The 17,923-nt window shown below is 61.5% G+C and carries 16 protein-coding genes; 6 read left to right on the top strand and 10 right to left on the bottom strand.

Going from position 1 to position 17,923, the window contains the following annotated elements; all coding sequences use genetic code 11:
- Positions 1-6 precede the first annotated feature (6 nt).
- The 3 genes from KZX66_RS05725 to KZX66_RS05715 are packed head-to-tail and all read right to left on the bottom strand — an operon-like array spanning position 7 to position 2,762.
- A complete protein-coding gene (locus tag KZX66_RS05725; RefSeq protein ID WP_248077421.1) occupies positions 7-1,428 on the bottom strand; it encodes an N-acetylmuramoyl-L-alanine amidase in 1,422 nt (473 codons plus the stop codon).
- A gap of 15 nt (positions 1,429-1,443) precedes the next feature.
- Entirely contained in the window at positions 1,444-1,914 is a 471-nt protein-coding gene (gene tsaE, locus KZX66_RS05720; protein WP_068937583.1) for a tRNA (adenosine(37)-N6)-threonylcarbamoyltransferase complex ATPase subunit type 1 TsaE, read from the bottom strand.
- Positions 1,902-2,762: an NAD(P)H-hydrate dehydratase gene (locus KZX66_RS05715; RefSeq protein WP_248077419.1), complete on the bottom strand. Its 861-nt coding sequence runs from the start codon at positions 2,760-2,762 to the stop codon at positions 1,902-1,904. The genes tsaE and KZX66_RS05715 overlap by 13 nt, the downstream gene beginning before the upstream one ends.
- A gap of 63 nt (positions 2,763-2,825) precedes the next feature.
- Between KZX66_RS05715 and queG the strand changes: the two genes are divergently transcribed.
- Entirely contained in the window at positions 2,826-3,890 is a 1,065-nt protein-coding gene (gene queG, locus KZX66_RS05710; RefSeq protein WP_248077417.1) for a tRNA epoxyqueuosine(34) reductase QueG, read from the top strand.
- Here queG and KZX66_RS05705 read toward each other — a convergent pair.
- Complete coding sequence (locus tag KZX66_RS05705; RefSeq protein ID WP_124361016.1) at positions 3,887-4,501, bottom strand: trimeric intracellular cation channel family protein; 615 nt, start codon at positions 4,499-4,501, stop codon at positions 3,887-3,889. The genes queG and KZX66_RS05705 overlap by 4 nt on opposite strands.
- 70 nt (positions 4,502-4,571) lie before the next feature.
- Positions 4,572-5,114 (bottom strand): oligoribonuclease, encoded by a 543-nt coding sequence (gene orn / locus KZX66_RS05700; protein ID WP_003188046.1) that lies wholly within the window; start codon positions 5,112-5,114, stop codon positions 4,572-4,574.
- 108 nt (positions 5,115-5,222) lie between these two features.
- On the opposite strand from orn, the gene rsgA reads away from it, so the two are divergent.
- Positions 5,223-6,254, top strand: coding sequence for a small ribosomal subunit biogenesis GTPase RsgA (rsgA, locus tag KZX66_RS05695; protein ID WP_003171340.1), 1,032 nt, complete (start codon positions 5,223-5,225; stop codon positions 6,252-6,254).
- Positions 6,255-6,321: 67 nt separating this feature from the next.
- Here the strand turns inward: rsgA and motB are convergent, their stop codons facing one another.
- Together motB and motA are read right to left on the bottom strand one after the other, a co-directional pair.
- Entirely contained in the window at positions 6,322-7,338 is a 1,017-nt protein-coding gene (motB, locus tag KZX66_RS05690) for a flagellar motor protein MotB (RefSeq protein ID WP_248077416.1), read from the bottom strand.
- A gap of 3 nt (positions 7,339-7,341) precedes the next feature.
- Positions 7,342-8,193 (bottom strand): flagellar motor stator protein MotA, encoded by an 852-nt coding sequence (gene motA, locus KZX66_RS05685; RefSeq protein WP_017526429.1) that lies wholly within the window; start codon positions 8,191-8,193, stop codon positions 7,342-7,344.
- Positions 8,194-8,360: 167 nt separating this feature from the next.
- On the opposite strand from motA, the gene KZX66_RS05680 reads away from it, so the two are divergent.
- Genes KZX66_RS05680 through asd form a run of 3 tightly spaced genes read left to right on the top strand, consistent with a single transcriptional unit; the run spans position 8,361 to position 11,645 of the window.
- Positions 8,361-9,896, top strand: a complete 1,536-nt coding sequence (locus tag KZX66_RS05680) for an HDOD domain-containing protein (protein ID WP_248077413.1) — start codon at positions 8,361-8,363, stop codon at positions 9,894-9,896.
- 57 nt (positions 9,897-9,953) lie between these two features.
- Entirely contained in the window at positions 9,954-10,769 is an 816-nt protein-coding gene (locus KZX66_RS05675) for a rhodanese-like domain-containing protein (RefSeq protein WP_248077410.1), read from the top strand.
- A gap of 15 nt (positions 10,770-10,784) precedes the next feature.
- Entirely contained in the window at positions 10,785-11,645 is an 861-nt protein-coding gene (asd, locus tag KZX66_RS05670; protein WP_248077408.1) for an archaetidylserine decarboxylase, read from the top strand.
- A gap of 60 nt (positions 11,646-11,705) precedes the next feature.
- Here the strand turns inward: asd and serB are convergent, their stop codons facing one another.
- Positions 11,706-12,920 carry a phosphoserine phosphatase SerB gene (serB, locus tag KZX66_RS05665; RefSeq protein WP_248077406.1) on the bottom strand — a complete coding sequence of 405 codons (1,215 nt, stop codon included), beginning with the start codon at positions 12,918-12,920 and terminating at the stop codon, positions 11,706-11,708.
- Positions 12,921-13,053: 133 nt separating this feature from the next.
- Here serB and KZX66_RS05660 point away from each other — a divergent pair, with 133 nt between their 5' ends.
- On the top strand, positions 13,054-14,586 hold the full coding sequence (locus KZX66_RS05660) for an AhpA/YtjB family protein (RefSeq protein WP_248077403.1): 1,533 nt from the start codon (positions 13,054-13,056) through the stop codon (positions 14,584-14,586).
- A 139-nt stretch (positions 14,587-14,725) separates the two neighbouring features.
- On the opposite strand, the gene KZX66_RS05655 is transcribed toward KZX66_RS05660, so the two are convergent.
- Entirely contained in the window at positions 14,726-15,436 is a 711-nt protein-coding gene (locus KZX66_RS05655; protein WP_248077400.1) for an ABC-type transport auxiliary lipoprotein family protein, read from the bottom strand.
- A gap of 176 nt (positions 15,437-15,612) precedes the next feature.
- Complete coding sequence (gene parC, locus KZX66_RS05650; protein WP_248077396.1) at positions 15,613-17,877, bottom strand: DNA topoisomerase IV subunit A; 2,265 nt, start codon at positions 17,875-17,877, stop codon at positions 15,613-15,615.
- Positions 17,878-17,923 lie beyond the last annotated feature (46 nt).

Raw genomic sequence — 17,923 nt, 5'->3', positions numbered from 1 at the left:
CGCTCATTACTGCGCCGCCAATTCAGTGCCGGGGATAGTCAACACCTGGCCCACTTTCAGCTCATCGGTCTTCAGGTTATTGGCGTTGCGCAAGGCTGCCGCCGACACCTGGAAACGCACCGCCAGCATCGCCAGCGTGTCACCGGGCTGTACGCGATGGTCACGCGGGCCCTGGGCGATTTTGCCGGAGTCACGCAGCCAGGCGATGTAGGTGCCCGGCGGTGGATTCTGCTGGAAGAACTGGCGCACACCGGCGCTGATCGAGCGCGCCAACGCCTGCTGGTGACTGGCACTGGCGAGCTTGGACGCTTCGTTGGCGTTGGAAATAAACCCGGTTTCCACCAGGATCGACGGGATGTCAGGCGACTTCAGCACCATAAACCCGGCCTGCTCCACCCGCTGTTTGTGCAGCGAAGTCACACGGCCGATGTTGCTCAGCACCTTTTGGCCCACGTTCAGGCTGGAGGTCAGCGAGGCGGTCATCGACAGGTCGAGCAGTACCCCGGCGAGCATCTTGTCCTTGTCATCGAGGGACACGTTGCCGGCGCCGCCGATCAAGTCGGAACGGTTTTCACTGTCGGCCAGCCAACGAGCGGTCTCGGAGGTGGCACCGCGATCAGACAAGGCAAACACCGAGGCGCCGAACGCAGCGGTGGACGGTGCGGCATCGGCGTGGATCGAGACAAACAGGTCGGCGCCCTTCTTGCGGGCGATTTCGGTACGCCCGCGCAGCGGAATGAAGTAGTCACCCGTACGGGTCAGCTCCGCGCGGTAGCCTTTCATGCCGTTGATCTGGCGTTGCAGCTCACGGGCGATGGCCAATACCACGTCTTTTTCATGCTGGCCGCGCGAGCCGGAGGCACCCGGATCTTCACCGCCGTGGCCGGCGTCGATCACCACGATGATGTCGCGTTTGCCGGCCGGGGCTGGTGGCGGTGGTGGCAACTTGACCTGGGGCTGCGACGGGTTGACCGGCACGGCCGGCACCGTCGCCACGCTCGGCGTCGGCGCAGGCGGCGGAGCGGCATCAGCGGCGTTGTCGAACAAGTCGACCACCAGGCGATTGCCATATTGGGCGTTTGGCGCCAGAGAGAAGCTCTTAGGGGTCACGACCTTTTTCAGATCGATGACCACCCGCAGGTCGGTCGGCGTGCGCTGGGCCGAGCGCATGGCAGTGATCGGGGTATTGGCGGTGGACACCTTCAGCGGCGCGGCCAGGGTCGCACCGTTGATATCGATCACCAGGCGATCGGGCGCCGTGAGGGTAAAGACGCTGTGCTGGACCGGGCCAGACAGGTCGAACACCAGTCGCGTGTTATCCGGCGCTCGCCACAGGCGCACACTTTTCACCTGTGAAGCAGCCAGAACATTGACAGTCATTGCCGCAAGCAACACCCCTACGACAGCAACCAACGCGCGAAAGCGCATACCTAACCCCACCAATTATTTGAATTCCAATGCCAAAGCGGCGCACCACGACTGGCCGCGCGCGCTCTGGGGCAACAACTTCAACTGACGTCCTGTTTCATGCGGCGTAATGGTAATGGTCAGGTCCGGCTTTGGCAAAAAGCCTGTGCCTTTATCTGGCCACTCGATCAAACACAGCGCGTCTTCGTCGAAGTAATCACGGATACCCATGTACTCCAGCTCTTCAGGGTCTACCAAGCGATAGAGGTCGAAGTGAAAAGCGCGCACGCCGTCGATTTCGTAGGGTTCAACCAAGGTAAACGTGGGGCTTTTCACCGCGCCTGTATGGCCTAACCCACGAATAATCCCCCGCGACAGCGTGGTCTTGCCGGCGCCAAGGTCGCCCTCCAGAAACACCAGCCCCTTACCTTTCGTGGCCTGGGCAATACGATTACCAAACGCCACCATGGCTTCTTCATCGGCCAGAAAAAGGATTACTTCAGACACGGAGACTGCTCCTCCAACAATTGACGAATGGCAGGTATCAGATCACTGGCAGCCAGGCCGCGCCCCGAGAGACCCTGGCGCTCCCCGGCGGTGGCGTGCAACCACACGGCCAGGCAACTGGCCTCATAAGCCGGCATGCCCTGGGCCAGCAACGCACCCACCAGGCCGGCCAGCACATCGCCAAGACCCGCCGTCGCCATCGCCGGATGACCCTGGTCACAGCGGGCGACCCGCCCGTCCGGGCTGGCAATCAAACTGCCAGCTCCCTTGAGAATCGCGACGGCGTTGAATCTCTGGCTCAACGCGCGCGCCACCTTAAGGCGGTCGGCCTGAACTTCGGCTGTCGACACCCCCAACAGTCGCGCAGCCTCGCCTGGGTGCGGGGTAATCACGCTGCCGGCGGGAAGGCTCACGCAGCCCTTGGCCAACTGATTCAAGGCATCGGCATCCCACACCTGGGGTTGTTTCGTATTGGCAGCAAGCGATAACAGGCTTTTGCCCCAAGCGGCCTCGCCCAGGCCCGGACCTATGACGATGACCGAAATCTTCTCCAGCAAGCCCATCAACTGGTTAGCCGAACTCACGCCCACAGTCATGACCTCCGGCAAACGCGCCAAGGCCGCCGGCACGTGCTCAATACGAGTTGCCAGCGACACCATGCCCGCACCCGCGCGCAACGCACTTTCGGCGCTCAGCAACGCCGCGCCACCCACGCCGCGGTCGCCGCCGACGACCAACAGGTGGCCGAACTGGCCTTTGTGGGCGCTGGCGGAACGTGCAGGCAGTTGTGGCAAATGGCCAGGCAACAGCGACTGAACGTCGGTTATTTCGTGTTTTGTCTGCGGCATGCGTCTTCAAGCTCCGATGTCTGGCAGAATTATACGCATCTCACCTGTGGTTTCCCGCGTCTCATGCCTGCTATTACCTCCGATCTGCCCGCCCTCGCCCAATCGATCAAAGACTGGGGCCGCGAGCTGGGCTTTCAACAAGTCGGCATCAGCGGCCTGGACCTGGCTGAGCATGAACAGCATCTGCAACGCTGGCTCGACGCGGGCTACCACGGCGAGATGGACTACATGGGCGCCCATGGCAGCAAGCGCTCCCACCCCGAAGAGTTAGTGCCAGGCACACTGCGCGTGGTGTCGCTGCGCATGGATTATCTGCCAGGCGACACGCAAATGGCGCAGTTGCTGGCACAGCCGGATAAAGCCTACATCTCGCGCTACGCCCTGGGCCGCGACTACCACAAGCTGATCCGCAAGCGCGTGCAGCAACTGGCCGATCGCATACAAGCTCAGATCGGCCCGTTTGGCTTTCGTGCCTTTGTCGACAGCGCACCGGTCCTGGAAAAAGCCATTGCCGAGAAAGCCGGGCTGGGCTGGATCGGTAAAAACACCCTGGTGCTCAATCGCAAGGCCGGCAGTTACTTCTTTTTGAGCGAGCTGTTTGTCGACTTGCCGCTGCCGGTGGATGCTCCCCACAGCACCGAACACTGCGGCCGCTGCACCGCTTGCCTGGACATCTGCCCGACCAATGCCTTTATCGGCCCCTACGTGCTGGACGCCCGGCGCTGCATTTCATACCTGACCATCGAACTCAAGAGCGCGATCCCTGAAGACCTGCGCCCGCTGATCGGCAATCGGGTATTCGGCTGCGATGACTGTCAGATCGTTTGTCCGTGGAATCGTTTCGCTCGCCCCACCACCGAAAGCGATTTCAAACCACGGCATAACCTGGATAACGCTGAACTGGCCGAGTTGTTTATGTGGGATGAGGATAAATTTCTCAGCAGCACCGAAGGCTCCCCCCTGCGCCGCGCCGGTTACGAGCGTTGGCTGCGTAACCTGGCGGTGGGCCTGGGCAATGCGCCTTCGAGTATTCCGGTGCTGGAAGCCTTGAAGGCGCGCAGGGACTATCCATCGGAGTTGGTGCGCGAACACGTGGAATGGGCGCTGAACAGACACGCTACGCGTTAGTGCACATCATCGTTGTAGACGAACTTGGGCATTTCCCAGTGAAAGCGGATCGCCAGCAGTCGCAATAGAAAGCCGCTGAACAGCGTCAGCAGAATCGCCTGCTCGCTGGGCAGTTCCAGATACAGGCACAGCAAGTAGAACCAGGCAGCGAGGAACGACACGCTGGCGTACAACTCACGACGGAAAATCAGCGGAATGTCGTTACAGAAGATATCCCGCAGGATGCCGCCGAACACCCCGGTGATCACACCGCTGACCGACGCCACCAGCATGCCGTGGCCCATTTCCAGGGCGGTCATGCAGCCGATCAGGGTGAACGCCACCAAACCCACCGCATCCAGCGCCAGGAACAGCGAGCGCAGATGCCGCATCAGCGGCGCAATAAAGATCGTCACCAGCGCCGCAACCGAGGTCAGCACCAGGTATTCCGGGTGCTTGACCCACGTCAACGGGTAATGCCCCAACAACATATCGCGCACCGAACCGCCACCCAGCGCCGTCACGCAGGCAATCAACACCACGCCAAACCAGTCCATGCCGCGACGTCCCGCAGACAGGGCTCCGGTCATGGCTTCGGCGGTGATAGCGATGAGGTAGAGCATTAACAGCATGAAGGCGATCCTTGCGCAATTGTCATAGGCCCGCTCAAGACCGCAAGGCCGCTCATTAAGAAGGCGCGCGTCATGCCTTGATGAAATGCTTGCGGTAATGCTGCAGCTCGGCGATCGACTCGCGGATATCGTCCAATGCCAGGTGAGTGCTGCCTTTATGGAAGCTGTCTTTGACTTCCGGGGCCCAGCGCGCCGCCAGCTCTTTGAGCGTGGACACGTCCAGATTGCGGTAGTGGAAGTAGCTCTCCAACCCCTTCATGTGGGTATAGAGAAAGCGACGATCCTGACAAATGCTGTTGCCGCAGATCGGCGACTTGCCCTTGGGCACCCATTTTTCCAGGAAGGCGATGGTTTGGGCCTCGGCCTCGGCCATGCTGATGCGGCTGTCGCGTACGCGCTGGGTCAGGCCGGAGTTGCCGTGGGTGCGGGTGTTCCACTCATCCATGGTGGCGAGCACGGCATCGCTGTGGTGGATGGCGATCACCGGACCTTCGGCCAAGGTATTGAGATTACTGTCGGTGACAATCGTCGCCATCTCGATGATGACATCGGTGTCGGGGTTCAGACCGGTCATTTCCAGATCGATCCAAATCAGGTTCTGTGGGTTTTGCATGGCTTGATTCTCTTGGCACCTTGGCGTAGCTGCGCAGTTTAGCAGGCGGGGGCGTGCTAGACTCGCGACCGTTTCACCCAACCTTTGCATTATCGACACGGAACACCAATGGCCAAACGCCAGCTCAATCGTCGCCAAAACTGGCGCATCGAAAAGATTCAAGGTGAGCGCGCCGCACGCGCCGCCAAACGTGAGTCCTCCGCCGTGGAAGCGCTCGAGGGCGGCGACCTGGGCCCCGAGCAGACAGGCCTGGTGATCGCGCACTTTGGTGTGCAGGTCGAAGTCGAGGCGCTGGAAGGCGAGCTCGCCGGCTCCGTTTCCCGCTGCCACTTACGCGCCAACCTGCCTGCGCTGGTCACCGGCGACAAGGTGGTCTGGCGTGCCGGCAACCAGGGCATCGGCGTGATCGTCGCCCAGTTGCCGCGCACCACCGAACTGCGCCGCCCCGACAGCCGTGGCCAACTCAAGCCGGTCGCGGCCAACGTCGACATGATCGTGATCGTGTTCGCGCCGCTGCCCGAGCCCCATGCCAACTTGATCGACCGCTACCTGGTGGCAGCCGAGCATGCCGGCATTCGCCCGCTGTTGCTGCTGAACAAATTCGACTTGATCGACGAACAGAACGCGCCGGCGCTCAACGCGCTGCTGGCGGTCTACCGCACCCTGGGTTACCCAGTGCTGGAAGTCTCCGCCCATCACGGCAATGGCATGGAACAGCTGCAACAGCAGTTGGACGGGCGCATCAGCGTGTTTGTCGGCCAGTCCGGCGTGGGCAAGTCATCGCTGGTCAACAGCTTGCTGCCTGAGGTCGACACCCGTGTAGGCCCGCTGTCGGAGCTGTCCGGCCAGGGCACCCACACCACCACCACCGCACGGTTGTTCCACTTCCCAGGCGGCGGTGAGCTGATTGACTCCCCTGGTATTCGCGAATTCGGCCTGGGCCACGTGAGCCGCAGCGATGTGGAAGCGGGTTTCATCGAGTTCAACGACCTGATCGGCACGTGCCGCTTCCGCGACTGCAAACACGACCGCGAGCCGGGGTGTGCGTTGCTCAAGGCGCTGGAAGACGGCCGTGTGCAGCAGCAGCGGATGAACAGCTATCGGTCGATTATTGCGAGCTTGCCTGAGAGCAGTTACTAAACTGCATAGATGGCCTGTGGCGAGCGGGTTGCCCGCTCACCACAACCAACCCTTCCATCAGAGCACCTTAGGAACCCGCCTTAGGTGCCGTAGGGTCTTTCACCCCACCATCATCAAACAGATTCAACTTCTGACGCAGTTCGTGGGCCGGCAATGGTTCCTGACCCGGCGGGATCGCGTTCGGGTCGGCCGGCACTTCGCCTGGCGCACCGGCACCTGGGGTCGGTTGCGCTGGCGGCTGGTCACCTTCAATCGCGCGCTGGGCCTTTTTGGTCAGCACGACAATGTCGATGCGCCGGTTGGCCGGGTTGAACGGGTCTTTGTGATCAAACAACTGCGATGAGGCGAAACCCACTACCCGCGCGACTTGCGGATCCGGGTAGCTGCCGGCCACCAGTGCACGGCGTGCAGCGTTGGCGCGGTTGGCCGACAGCTCCCAGTTGCCGAAATCGCCCTGGCCTGCATACGGTTTGGCGTCAGTATGACCACTGATACTGATCTTGTTCGGCACCGTCTTGATGGTGTCGGCCATGGCCAGCAGGATGTCTTCAAAGTACGGCTTCAAGCGCGCGCTGCCAGAGTCGAACATCGGCCGGTTGGCGGCATCGGTGATCTGGATGCGCAAGCCTTCGGGCGTGATTTCGAACGAAATCTGGTCCTTGAACTTGAGCAACTGCGGGTTCTCCTCGACCTTGTTCTGCAACTCCTGCAGCAGCAATTCCAGGCGTTCCTGCTCGACCTGCTCGGCCATGGCCTCGACCGTGTCGCGCTCGATCGGGATTTTTTCCTGTGGTGCTTCAGTCTTGACCTCGGGGTTGATGGTGCGCTCAGGCGCCAACTGCGGCGAGCCGCCCAGGTCGATCACAAAAGGCGTGCCGCTTTCGGAAAAGCCAATCGGGTCTTTGAAGTAACCGGCGATGGCGATTTTCTGTTCGGGCGTGGCGGTGGACATCAGCCACAACACCAGGAAGAACGCCATCATCGCCGTCGCAAAGTCGGCGAAGGCGATTTTCCAGGCGCCGCCATGGTGCCCCGCAGCGAAGCGCTTGACGCGCTTGATGATTATCGGCTGGTTGTTTTCCATGACTTAGCGACCGCGAACCGCTTGTTCCAGCTCGGCGAAACTTGGGCGGTGCTTGGGGTACAGCACTTTGCGACCAAATTCCACTGCCAGCGACGGCGGCATGCCGGACGCGGACGCCACCAGGCTGGCCTTGATCGACTCGTACAGGTTAATTTCTTCCTTGGCATCGTGGGCCAGGGAGGTCGCCAGCGGGCCGAAGAAGCCGTACGCCGCGAGAATACCGAAGAAGGTACCCACCAGCGCCGCACCTACGTGCATGCCGATCGCGGCCTGGTCACCTTCGCCCAGAGAAGCCATGGTCACCACGATACCCAGTACCGCCGCGACGATACCGAAACCTGGCATGCCGTCGGCGACGCCAGTTACGGCATGGGACGGGTGCTCCAGCTCTTCCTTGAGGCTGAACAACTCCATGTCGAACAGGCCTTCCAGCTCGTGAGGGGCCATGTTGCCGGAGGACATGATGCGCAGGTAATCGCAGATGTAGGCGGTCATGCGCTCGTCTTTGAGCACGGCCGGGTACTTGGCGAAAATCGGGCTGGCCGCAGCGTCTTCGATGTCGGCCTCAATCGCCATCATGCCTTCGCGGCGGCTCTTGTTGAGGATCTCGTACACCAGGCCCAGCACTTCCAGGTAGAAAGTGTGGGTGAAGCGTGAACCGAACATGGCCAACGACTTCTTGATCACGTGCATGGTCATGTAGCCAGGGTTGGCCTGCAAAAAGGCACCCAGTGCCGCACCACCAATAATCATCACCTCGAAAGGCTGAATCAGTGCCGCAATTTTACCGTGGGACAGGACGTACCCGCCGAGCACGCTCGCGAAGACGACGATGATGCCGATAATTTTAGCCATAGGAGATGAGTACTTGCGCCGTCGGGTTCATGGACATATTTGGGGGAACTGAAAAACTCTTGTTCTACTTATCGGCAAAACTGCGCCAGACTATAGCCCGTTAAGGCGAAAAGCCAGTTCGGCCCACTCCGGGCGTGTTGACCGCAAGTGATGATCGCGCCCCAATCATGGCTAATGAAACGACAGTCCCAACTGCAAAACCCACTTCTCTGGCCGCTTGGATCAAGCGCCTGGACGATGTGCCGCTGCCTGTTCCCCAGGCCAGCCACGACCGTGTGTGCAAGGCAATCCGCGACAGCCGCAGTTCGTTGCGAGATATTGCCGAGCTGATGCAAGACAGCCCGGCGCTGGTGCTCAGCGTGATGCGCGAAGCCAACAGCCATACCCATGGCAGCCTGGCCGAACCTGCGGAAAACCTCGAAGTGGCGCTTAATCGCCTGGGCCTCAAGCGCGCTGAAGAACTGCTGGCGCGCCTGCCCTCGGTGCCTGCCCAGGAGATTCCCGTTGCGTTGCGCCAGTTGTTGCTGGTGAGCCAGCATGCGTCGCAACAAGCCAACGGCTTGTTCGGCAGCCGCCTCGCACGGCTGTGGCAAGACATCCACTGGGGCAGCCTGCTGTTTTTGTCGCCGCTGTGGCCGATGGCCGTTGCGTACCCCAAGCTTCTTGAAGAGTGGGAGCTGCGCGTGATCCACAAAGGCGAGCCGGCGCGCAAGGTCGAGCAGGCCTTGTTCGGCGTGCGCCTGCTGGACCTGTGCCTCGGCCTGACCGAAGCCTGGCATTTGCCGATCTGGGTTTCCCAGGGCTACACCCTGCTGTTGAACGAGCAACGTTTGCTGGTCAGGGCGCTGCATATCGCCCGCGAAGACGACCCGTTGCGCCACCAGCAATTGCTCGATGCGGAACCCAACCTGCGCCGCTGGCTGAACCAGCCGGCCAATACCGTGCTGCTGGCCAACGGCCTGGCGATGTCGGCCCAGGAGTCCTGGACCTGCCCGCACACCCAGCGCTGGCAGTACCTGACCGCCCTGTATTTGCAGCAATCGCTGGCTGAGGTGCAGCAACAATCTCACCAGCAAGCCGTCACCAGCGCTCGCACTACCCTGATGCCCGACCTCTGGCACCCGGCGCTGTCGCTGATCTGGCCGTGGCATGTGCAAAAGGTCCATCGAGGCTTGCTGCCCGCACCGCCCCCCACTGCCGAAGCCCTCGCGGTCTGGCGCAACCGCTGCACCGAACTGCTGGAAGAGCCGAGCCGCTTCGCCAACGCCATGCATTTGACCACCTGCGCCAAGGAAGCCCTGGTCGCCAGTGGCATGCAGCGGGTCCTGTTGTTCATGGCCGATCGCGCCCTGAGCACCTTGCGCGTACACCAGGCCGACGGCCTGCCCAAAGACGCCACCAACCTGAGCCTCGACGTGGTCAACAGCACGCTGCTGCAGCGCCTGCTGGAGAAATCCGCTCAGGTGCGCCTCACACCCGACAACCACGCACAGTTCTCAGCCTTGCTGCCGCCGATCCTGCGTCGCCTGTTCAATGGTGAACACCTGTTGTTGCGCTCCATGAGCTGCAACGGTCGCGTGGTGATGGTGATGGTTGCCGACCAGGGCGGTGGGCCGTTCTCGGAAACCACCGTGCAAGCCTTCGGCAAAACCGCCCAGTGCATCGAGAAAGCGCTGCACAGCTTTACCAACCGCAGCGTCTGATGCTTGCGCTACAATCGCCGTCCTTTATCGCCAACATTTGTGCCCAGGAGACCTCACATGCCTGACTTCTCTGGCTTGCCGCTGGTGATCGAATCTGCCGACCTGCTGAGTCGCCTGGATGCCGAACACCTGATTGTGGTGGACCTCACCAGTGCCGCCCGCTACGCCGAAGGGCATATCCCCGGCGCGCATTTCGTTGACCCCAAGCGCACCCAATTGGGCCAGGCGCCGGCACCCGGACTGCTGCCCCACCAGGCAGACCTGGAAAAACTGTTCGGTGAAATCGGCCACACCCCAGATGCCACCTACGTGGTGTACGACGACGAAGGCGGTGGCTGGGCCGGGCGCTTTATCTGGATGCTCGACGTGATCGGCCACCCGAAATATCACTACCTCGACGGCGGCCTGCTGGCCTGGCTGGAGGGTGAGCATCCGGTTTCCACCGAGGTGCCCGCTACCGTCGGCGGCCCGGTCAGCCTCACACTGCACGATGGCCCTACTGCCACCCGCGAATACCTGCAAAGCCGCCTCGGCGCCGCCGACCTGGGCATCTGGGATGCGCGCGGTCCGCTGGAATACTCCGGCCAGAAGGTGCTCGCGACCAAAGGCGGGCACATTCCCGGCGCGGTGAACTTTGAGTGGACCGCCGGCATGGACAAGGCGCGTAACCTGCGTATTCGCCGCGACATGCCGCAGATCCTCGAAGACCTCGGGCTGACCCGCGATAAAGAAATCATCACCCACTGCCAGACTCACCACCGCTCTGGCTTCACCTACCTGGTGGCCAAGGCGCTCGGTTATCCGCGAGTCAAAGGTTATGCCGGTTCCTGGGGCGAATGGGGCAACCACCCCGACACCCCCGTTGAGATTTAAGGTTTAAGGACAGTTATGAAAAAGCAGTTGTTTATCCTCAGCCAATACTTGCTGCCGCACCACTTGCTGTCGCGCCTGGCAGGCTGCATTGCCGAATGCCGTGTGCGCTGGTTCAAGAACGCGTTCACCACCTGGTTCGCCAAGCGCTATCAAGTGGACATGTCCCAGGCACTGGTTGAAGACGTGACCGCTTACGAGCACTTCAACGCCTTCTTCACCCGTGCTCTCAAAGACGGCGCGCGGCCGATGGACCAGACCCCAGGCGCGGTGCTGAGCCCCGCCGATGGCGCGGTCAGCCAACTGGGTCCAATCGAGCACGGCCGAGTGTTCCAGGCCAAGGGCCACAGCTTCAGCGTGCTGGAATTGCTGGGCGGCGATGCGGCGGTCGCGGCACCGTTCATGGGCGGCGACTTCGCCACCATCTACCTGTCGCCGAAGGACTACCACCGCGTGCACATGCCACTGGCTGGCACCCTGCGCGAAATGGTCTACGTGCCCGGCCGGATCTTCTCGGTCAACCAGACCACCGCCGAAAACGTACCGGAACTGTTTGCACGTAATGAGCGTGTTGTCTGCCTGTTCGACACCGAACGCGGCCCGATGGCCGTGGTGTTGGTGGGGGCGATGATTGTCGCGTCGATTGAAACCGTGTGGGCCGGCCTGGTGACACCACCGAAGCGCGAGCTGAAAACCTTCCGCTACGACGAAGCCGCTCGTGCACCGATTCACTTGGAAAAAGGCGCCGAACTGGGCCGCTTCAAGCTAGGTTCGACCGCGATCGTGCTGTTCGGGCCGGATCAGGTGAAGTGGGCTGAAGAGCTGGTAGCGGGTGCGCCAGTGCAGATGGGCCAGGGCATCGCACTGCCGAAAGCCTGATTCCAGGTCTGCAAAGACCCAAATGTGAGAGGGGGCAATCCCCCTCCCACATTTTTTCAATTACAGCTGACCGTCGCGGTCGCGAAAGCCCAACAGATACAACACCCCATCCAGCCCCAGCGTTGAAATCGCCTGCTTTGCCGACTGCTTGACCAGCGGCTTGGCACGGAACGCCACCCCCAGCCCGGCAATCGCCAGCATCGGCAAGTCATTCGCCCCGTCGCCGACCGCAATGGTCTGCTCCAGACGCAAACCTTCCTTGTGGGCCAGTTCCTTGAGCAAATCCGCCTTGCGTTGTGCGTCGACAATCGGCTCGACCGCCACGCCGGTCACCTTGCCATCCACCACTTCCAGCTCGTTGGCGAACACGTAGTCGATGCCCAGCTTGGCCTGCAACTGCTTGGCAAAGTAGGTAAAGCCACCGGATAGGATCGCGGTTTTGTAACCCAGGCGCTTGAGCTCGGCGAACAGGGTTTCGGCGCCTTCGGTCAGGCGCAGGGACGCGCCGATGGAATCCAGCACGCTCACATCCAGGCCTTTGAGCAGCGCCAGACGCTCTTTGAAACTGGCGCGGAAATCCAGCTCACCGGCCATGGCACGTTCGGTGATCGCGGACACCTGCTCGCCCACGCCGGCGGCCTTGGCCAGTTCGTCGATCACTTCGGCTTCAATCAGGGTGGAGTCCATATCGAATACCGCGAGGCGACGGTTACGACGGAACAGCGAGTCTTCCTGGAACGCGATGTCGACATTCAGTTCCTGGGCAACGCTGAGAAACTCGGCGCGCAGGGCCTGCGGGTCGGCCGGTTCGCCGCGCACGGAGAACTCGATGCAACCCTTGCCCTGGTCAGCCGGCGTGTCCAACGGCATGCGCCCCGACAGACGGTCGATATGGTCGATGTTCAAACCGTAGTGCGCGGTGATCGAGCTGACACGCTGCAATTGTTCGGCGGTAACCTTGCGGGTCAACAGCGTCACGATGTGGCGTTTCTTGCCCTGGCCAGCCACCCAGTGCTGGTAGTCCTCTTCGGACACCGGAGTGAAACGCACCTGCTGGTCGAGCTTGTACGCCGTAAACAGGATGTCCTTGAGCACGGACGAGGCCTGCTCGGTGCTCGGAATTTCCACAAGGATGCCGAACGACAGGGTGTCGTGAATCACTGCCTGGCCAATGTCGAGAATGTTCACACCACCCTGGGCCAGAACACCGGTAATGGCGGCGGTGAGACCCGGACGGTCAACACCGGTGATGTTTATCAGGACAATTTCGCGCAAGGCGCACCCCCAGGCTGGAAAAAAACCGCATTCTACCCACTTTCAGTGACCATCGGGCACAGCCAGCGCTTTGCCGGTCTTGGGCCTGTCGCTATACTGCGCGTCAACTTCACGGACCGAGAGCCGAGCGCAAGTGAACCGGCCCACGCCAGTAAAAACCGATAACTTCTTCCTGCTGATCTTCCGGGCACTGCGCCACCGCCGTGTACCGATCGCATTACGCATCGCCAGCCATAACGTGATCCTGGTCGCCCTGGCCCTGGTGATCTATGCCTGCGTCATGGGTTTGCAGTTCAAACAGGCCATGCACGAGCAAGCCGACGCCCTGGGCGAGAGCTTGACCACCCAGACCGCCACGTCGGCGACCGAGCTGTTGGTGTCCAACGACATCCTCAGCCTCAACGTGCTGCTCAATAACCTGACCAAGAACCCGCTGGTGGCCCACGCCGCCATCTACAGCGTGGACAACCGGATCATGGCCGAAGCCGGGCAACGCCCGAAAAACGGCCTGCTGGGTGAAGCCGAAGGCCTGTACCAGAGCAACATTACCTTTCAGGACGTAAAGGCCGGCCAGTTGCGCATCAGCCTGGACATGCAACAGTTTCAGCAGCCGATGACCATCAGCCTGCAAAGCATGGGCATTCTCAGTGCGATCCTCCTGGCACTGGCGCTGGCCTTGAGCCTGCGCCTGGGTCGGCATATCTCCACGCCGTTGATGCAACTGCGCATCTGGCTGCGGGACATCGACGAACACACCCCGGCCACCGATCGTCAGGACGAAATCGGCGACCTCGCCCGCCAACTGCACGCCAGCTTCGCCCCGGAGCCGCAGGTACGCGTGGTTGAGCCCGAGCCGGAATACGACGACACCGACGACGACGATGCCCCCGAATTTGAAGTGCGTGACCTGCGTGAACCTGGCTTCGACGAGAGCGCCCCGGTTGCCGGCCTCAAGCCTGCAACCCGCAAGGTCATCAGGGCCGAAGAAGACGAGCTGGATGACGAAGACCCCTTCGCCGACCTGCGCGACACTTCGACCAACAGCCCGGCTGTCGCACCTAAAGCCGTGCCGGTCAGGAACGCCGAGCCCCAGCACAGCGCCGTACTGGCCGTGCAACTGGGCGCTCAGGACCAATTGCGGCGCCTGCCTCGCGCACGCCTGACTGAGCTGCTCGAGCGCTACCGTGATTGCCTCGACCAGGCCGCTTCGCTGTACCAGAGCGAACTGCACACCCTCAACGATGGCAGCACATTAATGCTGTTCCACAGCGAGGACAGCGGCGAGGACTACCTGACCAACGCCATCTGCTGCGGCGAGTTACTGCGTGCCCTGGGCCACGCGCTGCAGATTGAAGTGGCCGACAGCGGCATTACCTTGCAACTGCAGCTTGGCTTGACGGTGGGTGACGACCTGTTTGGCATGAGCCAGATCGATCTGCTGCTGACCGAGATCGCCCAGGACGCCCTGGCGCTGTCTCAACACAGCCGCAACCTGCTGCTGGTGGAGCGCAAGATCAGCGAAGACACCTTGATCCGCCAGCGCGCACGTATCCGCCCGATTGCCAGCCCTGAGGGCGCAAGTTGCGTAGAACGGCTGATGGAGCCGTATCCGTCGATGCTGGAGCGGCAACTGGCGCGGATGCATGAGACACGCGCCAAGCCCTGAAGCACACCGCCAGGTCCATGTGGAATGTGGGAGGGAGCTTGCCCCCTCCCCCAATTGGATCGCCACAGGCTTCAAGTAAATCGCGCACAAACAAAAGGCCCGCTGAGTAAGCGGGCCTTTTGTTTGTGCGCGATTCGGATCAGAACCTGAACACTTCCATATCCGTGCGGATCGGCGTGGCCATCGGCATCTTGGGACGCTGCGGTTCGGCAGGCTTGGTCTGTGCCGGAGCACTCTGCTTGCGCGGGGCCTCGGCAATAGGCGGTTGGTTGGCCAATGGCTTGAGCGCCACCGACAACTGCTGCGCCAACTGCTGCAACAACACGCCCTGGGCCTGAACCTGGGAGGCGGTGGTGCCGGCGTGCTCTTCCTGCAAGTGCACGATACGGTTGTCACGCACCTGACCACGGCGGTCGATCAGGCGCCATTGCGCATCAAGGATCGCTGGCTGCGACGTACCGGAGTCGAGCCGGGTAATGGTCAGCAAGACCTGCACATCCGGGATGAAACCCGCAGGCGCAGGCGAGAGGACCACCCGCTGGCTGTCCAATTGACCGGCCACCTGGCGCAACATCAGTTGGTTGATGTCGGAAGACAGGCTGCCCGCCCAACGACCATCGGTGGCACCTTGCAGGCTGCCGTCATTCTGACGTTGCAGCAGGGTTTCGCGTTGCAGGTAGTCAGCGACGACCACGGGCCCCAGCAACACAGCCATACCGGCGGCCTGTGCGGGTTGAGCCGGACTTCCGCTGTCCAACTGGTACAGCGACACAGGTTGGTGTGTGCTGCAACCCGCCAGCCCCAAAAGGCCAGCGAGCATGAAAATAAAAGGAAGGCGTGGAGCAGTCATCATCCCATCCAGGTGGCTGCCACAAGGCGAACCACAATGTAATACTAAAAATAACCTAAACACGCTCGGCCACGCCGGCGCTGGAAAGGCCATATCATCCGTGAATATGCGCCATGACTCCAGCGCGAAAGCGCCGATCTACGCGTTAAATCGTAGATCGAGCCCTCTAAACCGCGTTAAACGGGCGCTTCAACCAGCAATGCATCGACGCGCTGGAAGCCACGTGGCAGCTTGTTACCCCGCCGACCACGCTCGCCCTTGTAGTGCTCCAGGTCGTCAGGCCGCAGCGACAGCGTGCGTTTACCGGCCTGAAGTACCAATGTAGCGCCTTCCGGGATTACCGCGATGTCGGTCACATACTCTTCGCGACTGGCCACCCGCTCCCCTGGAATACCAATAATCTTGTTGCCCTTACCTTTGCCCAACTGCGGCAAATCGCTGATCTTGAACACCAACAGGCGCCCCTCGGTGGTCACCGAGGCCAGCCAGTTGCTCTCGCGGTCATCCACCGGTCGCGGCAGGATCACCTTGGCGTTGTTCGGCAGGCTCAACAGCGCCTTACCCGCCTTGTTCTTGGCCTGCAGGTCTTCACCCTTGACCACGAACCCGTACCCCGCATCCGAGGCAATCACGTACAGCGAGTCATCATCGGGCAGCAACACACACTCGAAATTCGCCCCCGGCGGCGGCGTCAGACGCCCGGTCAACGGCTCGCCCTGCCCCCGAGCGGACGGCAAGGTGTGCGCCGGCACCGAATAGCTGCGCCCCGTAGAGTCAATAAACACTGCAAACTGGTTGGAACGCCCGGCTGCGGCGGTCTTGAAACCATCGCCAGCCTTGTACGACAAGCCAGTGGCGTCAATATCATGCCCTTTGGCGGAACGAACCCAACCCTTTTCCGACAGAACGACGGTAATTTTCTCGTTAGGCAACAGTTCGGTTTCTGTCAGGGCCTTGGCTTCGGCACGCTGGACAATCGGCGAACGGCGGTCATCGCCATAAGTTTCGGCATCTTTGATCAGCTCGCTGCGTACCAGCTTTTTCAGCTTGGTTTCGCTGCCCAGCAGGGCTTGCAGCTTGGCTTGTTCCTTGAGCAGCGCGTCCTGTTCGTCGCGCAGCTTCATTTCTTCCAGTCGCGCCAATTGGCGCAAGCGAGTGTCGAGGATGTAGTCAGCCTGGATCTCGCTCAGCTCGAAACGCGCGATCAGTTCGGCTTTCGGGTGCTCGGCGGTGCGGATGATGTGGATCACTTCATCCAGGTTGAGGTAGGCGATCAGCAAACCGTCCAACAGGTGCAGGCGGCGCTCGACCTTGTCCAAGCGGAATTGCAGGCGACGACGAACGGTCCGCACCCGGAACTCGAGCCATTCCACCAGCAGGTTGCGCAGGTTTTTCAGCTGCGGCTTGCCATCCAGGCCAATGATATTGATGTTGACCCGGTAGCTGGACTCCAGGTCGGTGCTGGCGAACAGATGCTGCATGAGGACTTCGTGATCGACCCGGCTATTGGTGGGGATGATCACAATGCGGCAGGGGTTTTCGTGGTCGGACTCGTCACGCAGGTCGGCAACCTGCGGCAATTTCGACGGCTTGGCCTGCATCAGCGCGGCGATCTGTTCCAACACCTTGGCACCGGACACCTGGTGCGGCAGCGCGGTGACGATAATGTCGCCGTCTTCGATGTGGTATACGGCGCGCATGCGCACAGAACCCTTGCCGGTCTCGTACATCTTCAGCAGGTCAGCGCGTGGCGTGATGATTTCCGCTTCGGTCGGGTAATCCGGGCCCTGGATATGCTCACAGAGCTGCTCGACCGTGGCCTTGGGCTCATCGAGCAAGCGCACGCAGGCCGTTGCGACTTCGCGCAGGTTATGCGGCGGCACATCGGTGGCCATGCCGACCGCGATCCCGGTGGTGCCATTGAGCAGGATATTCGGTAAACGCGCCGGCAACACCAGGGGCTCGTCGAGAGTGCCGTCGAAGTTCGGCCCCCAGTCGGCAGTGCCCTGCCCCAATTCGCTGAGCAGCACCTCTGAGTAACGCGACAACCGCGCCTCGGTGTATCGCATCGCGGCAAACGACTTGGGATCGTCCGGCGCACCCCAGTTACCCTGGCCGTCCACCAGCGTGTAGCGGTAACTGAATGGCTGGGCCATCAGCACCATGGCTTCGTAGCACGCCGAGTCGCCGTGGGGGTGGAACTTGCCCAGAACGTCACCGACGGTACGCGCCGACTTCTTGTGCTTGGAATCGGCGTCCAGGCCCAACTCACTCATGGCGTAGATGATGCGCCGCTGCACGGGCTTGAGGCCGTCGCCGATATGCGGCAAGGCACGGTCCATGATCACGTACATGGAGTAGTTGAGGTAGGCACTTTCGGTGAAGTCAGCCAGCGACCGGCGTTCTACGCCGTCTAAGCTGTCTGCGAGGATGTCACTCATGCGGGCCTCATCAATGTTTGGTAAGGCGCAGCGGAAAGGCCGCTGC

It is taken from the genome of Pseudomonas sp. EYE_354 (genome assembly GCF_023148575.1).
Lineage (GTDB): Bacteria > Pseudomonadota > Gammaproteobacteria > Pseudomonadales > Pseudomonadaceae > Aquipseudomonas.
Note: the sequence above shows the minus strand (reverse complement) of the source record. Positions and strands in the feature narration are given on the sequence as shown.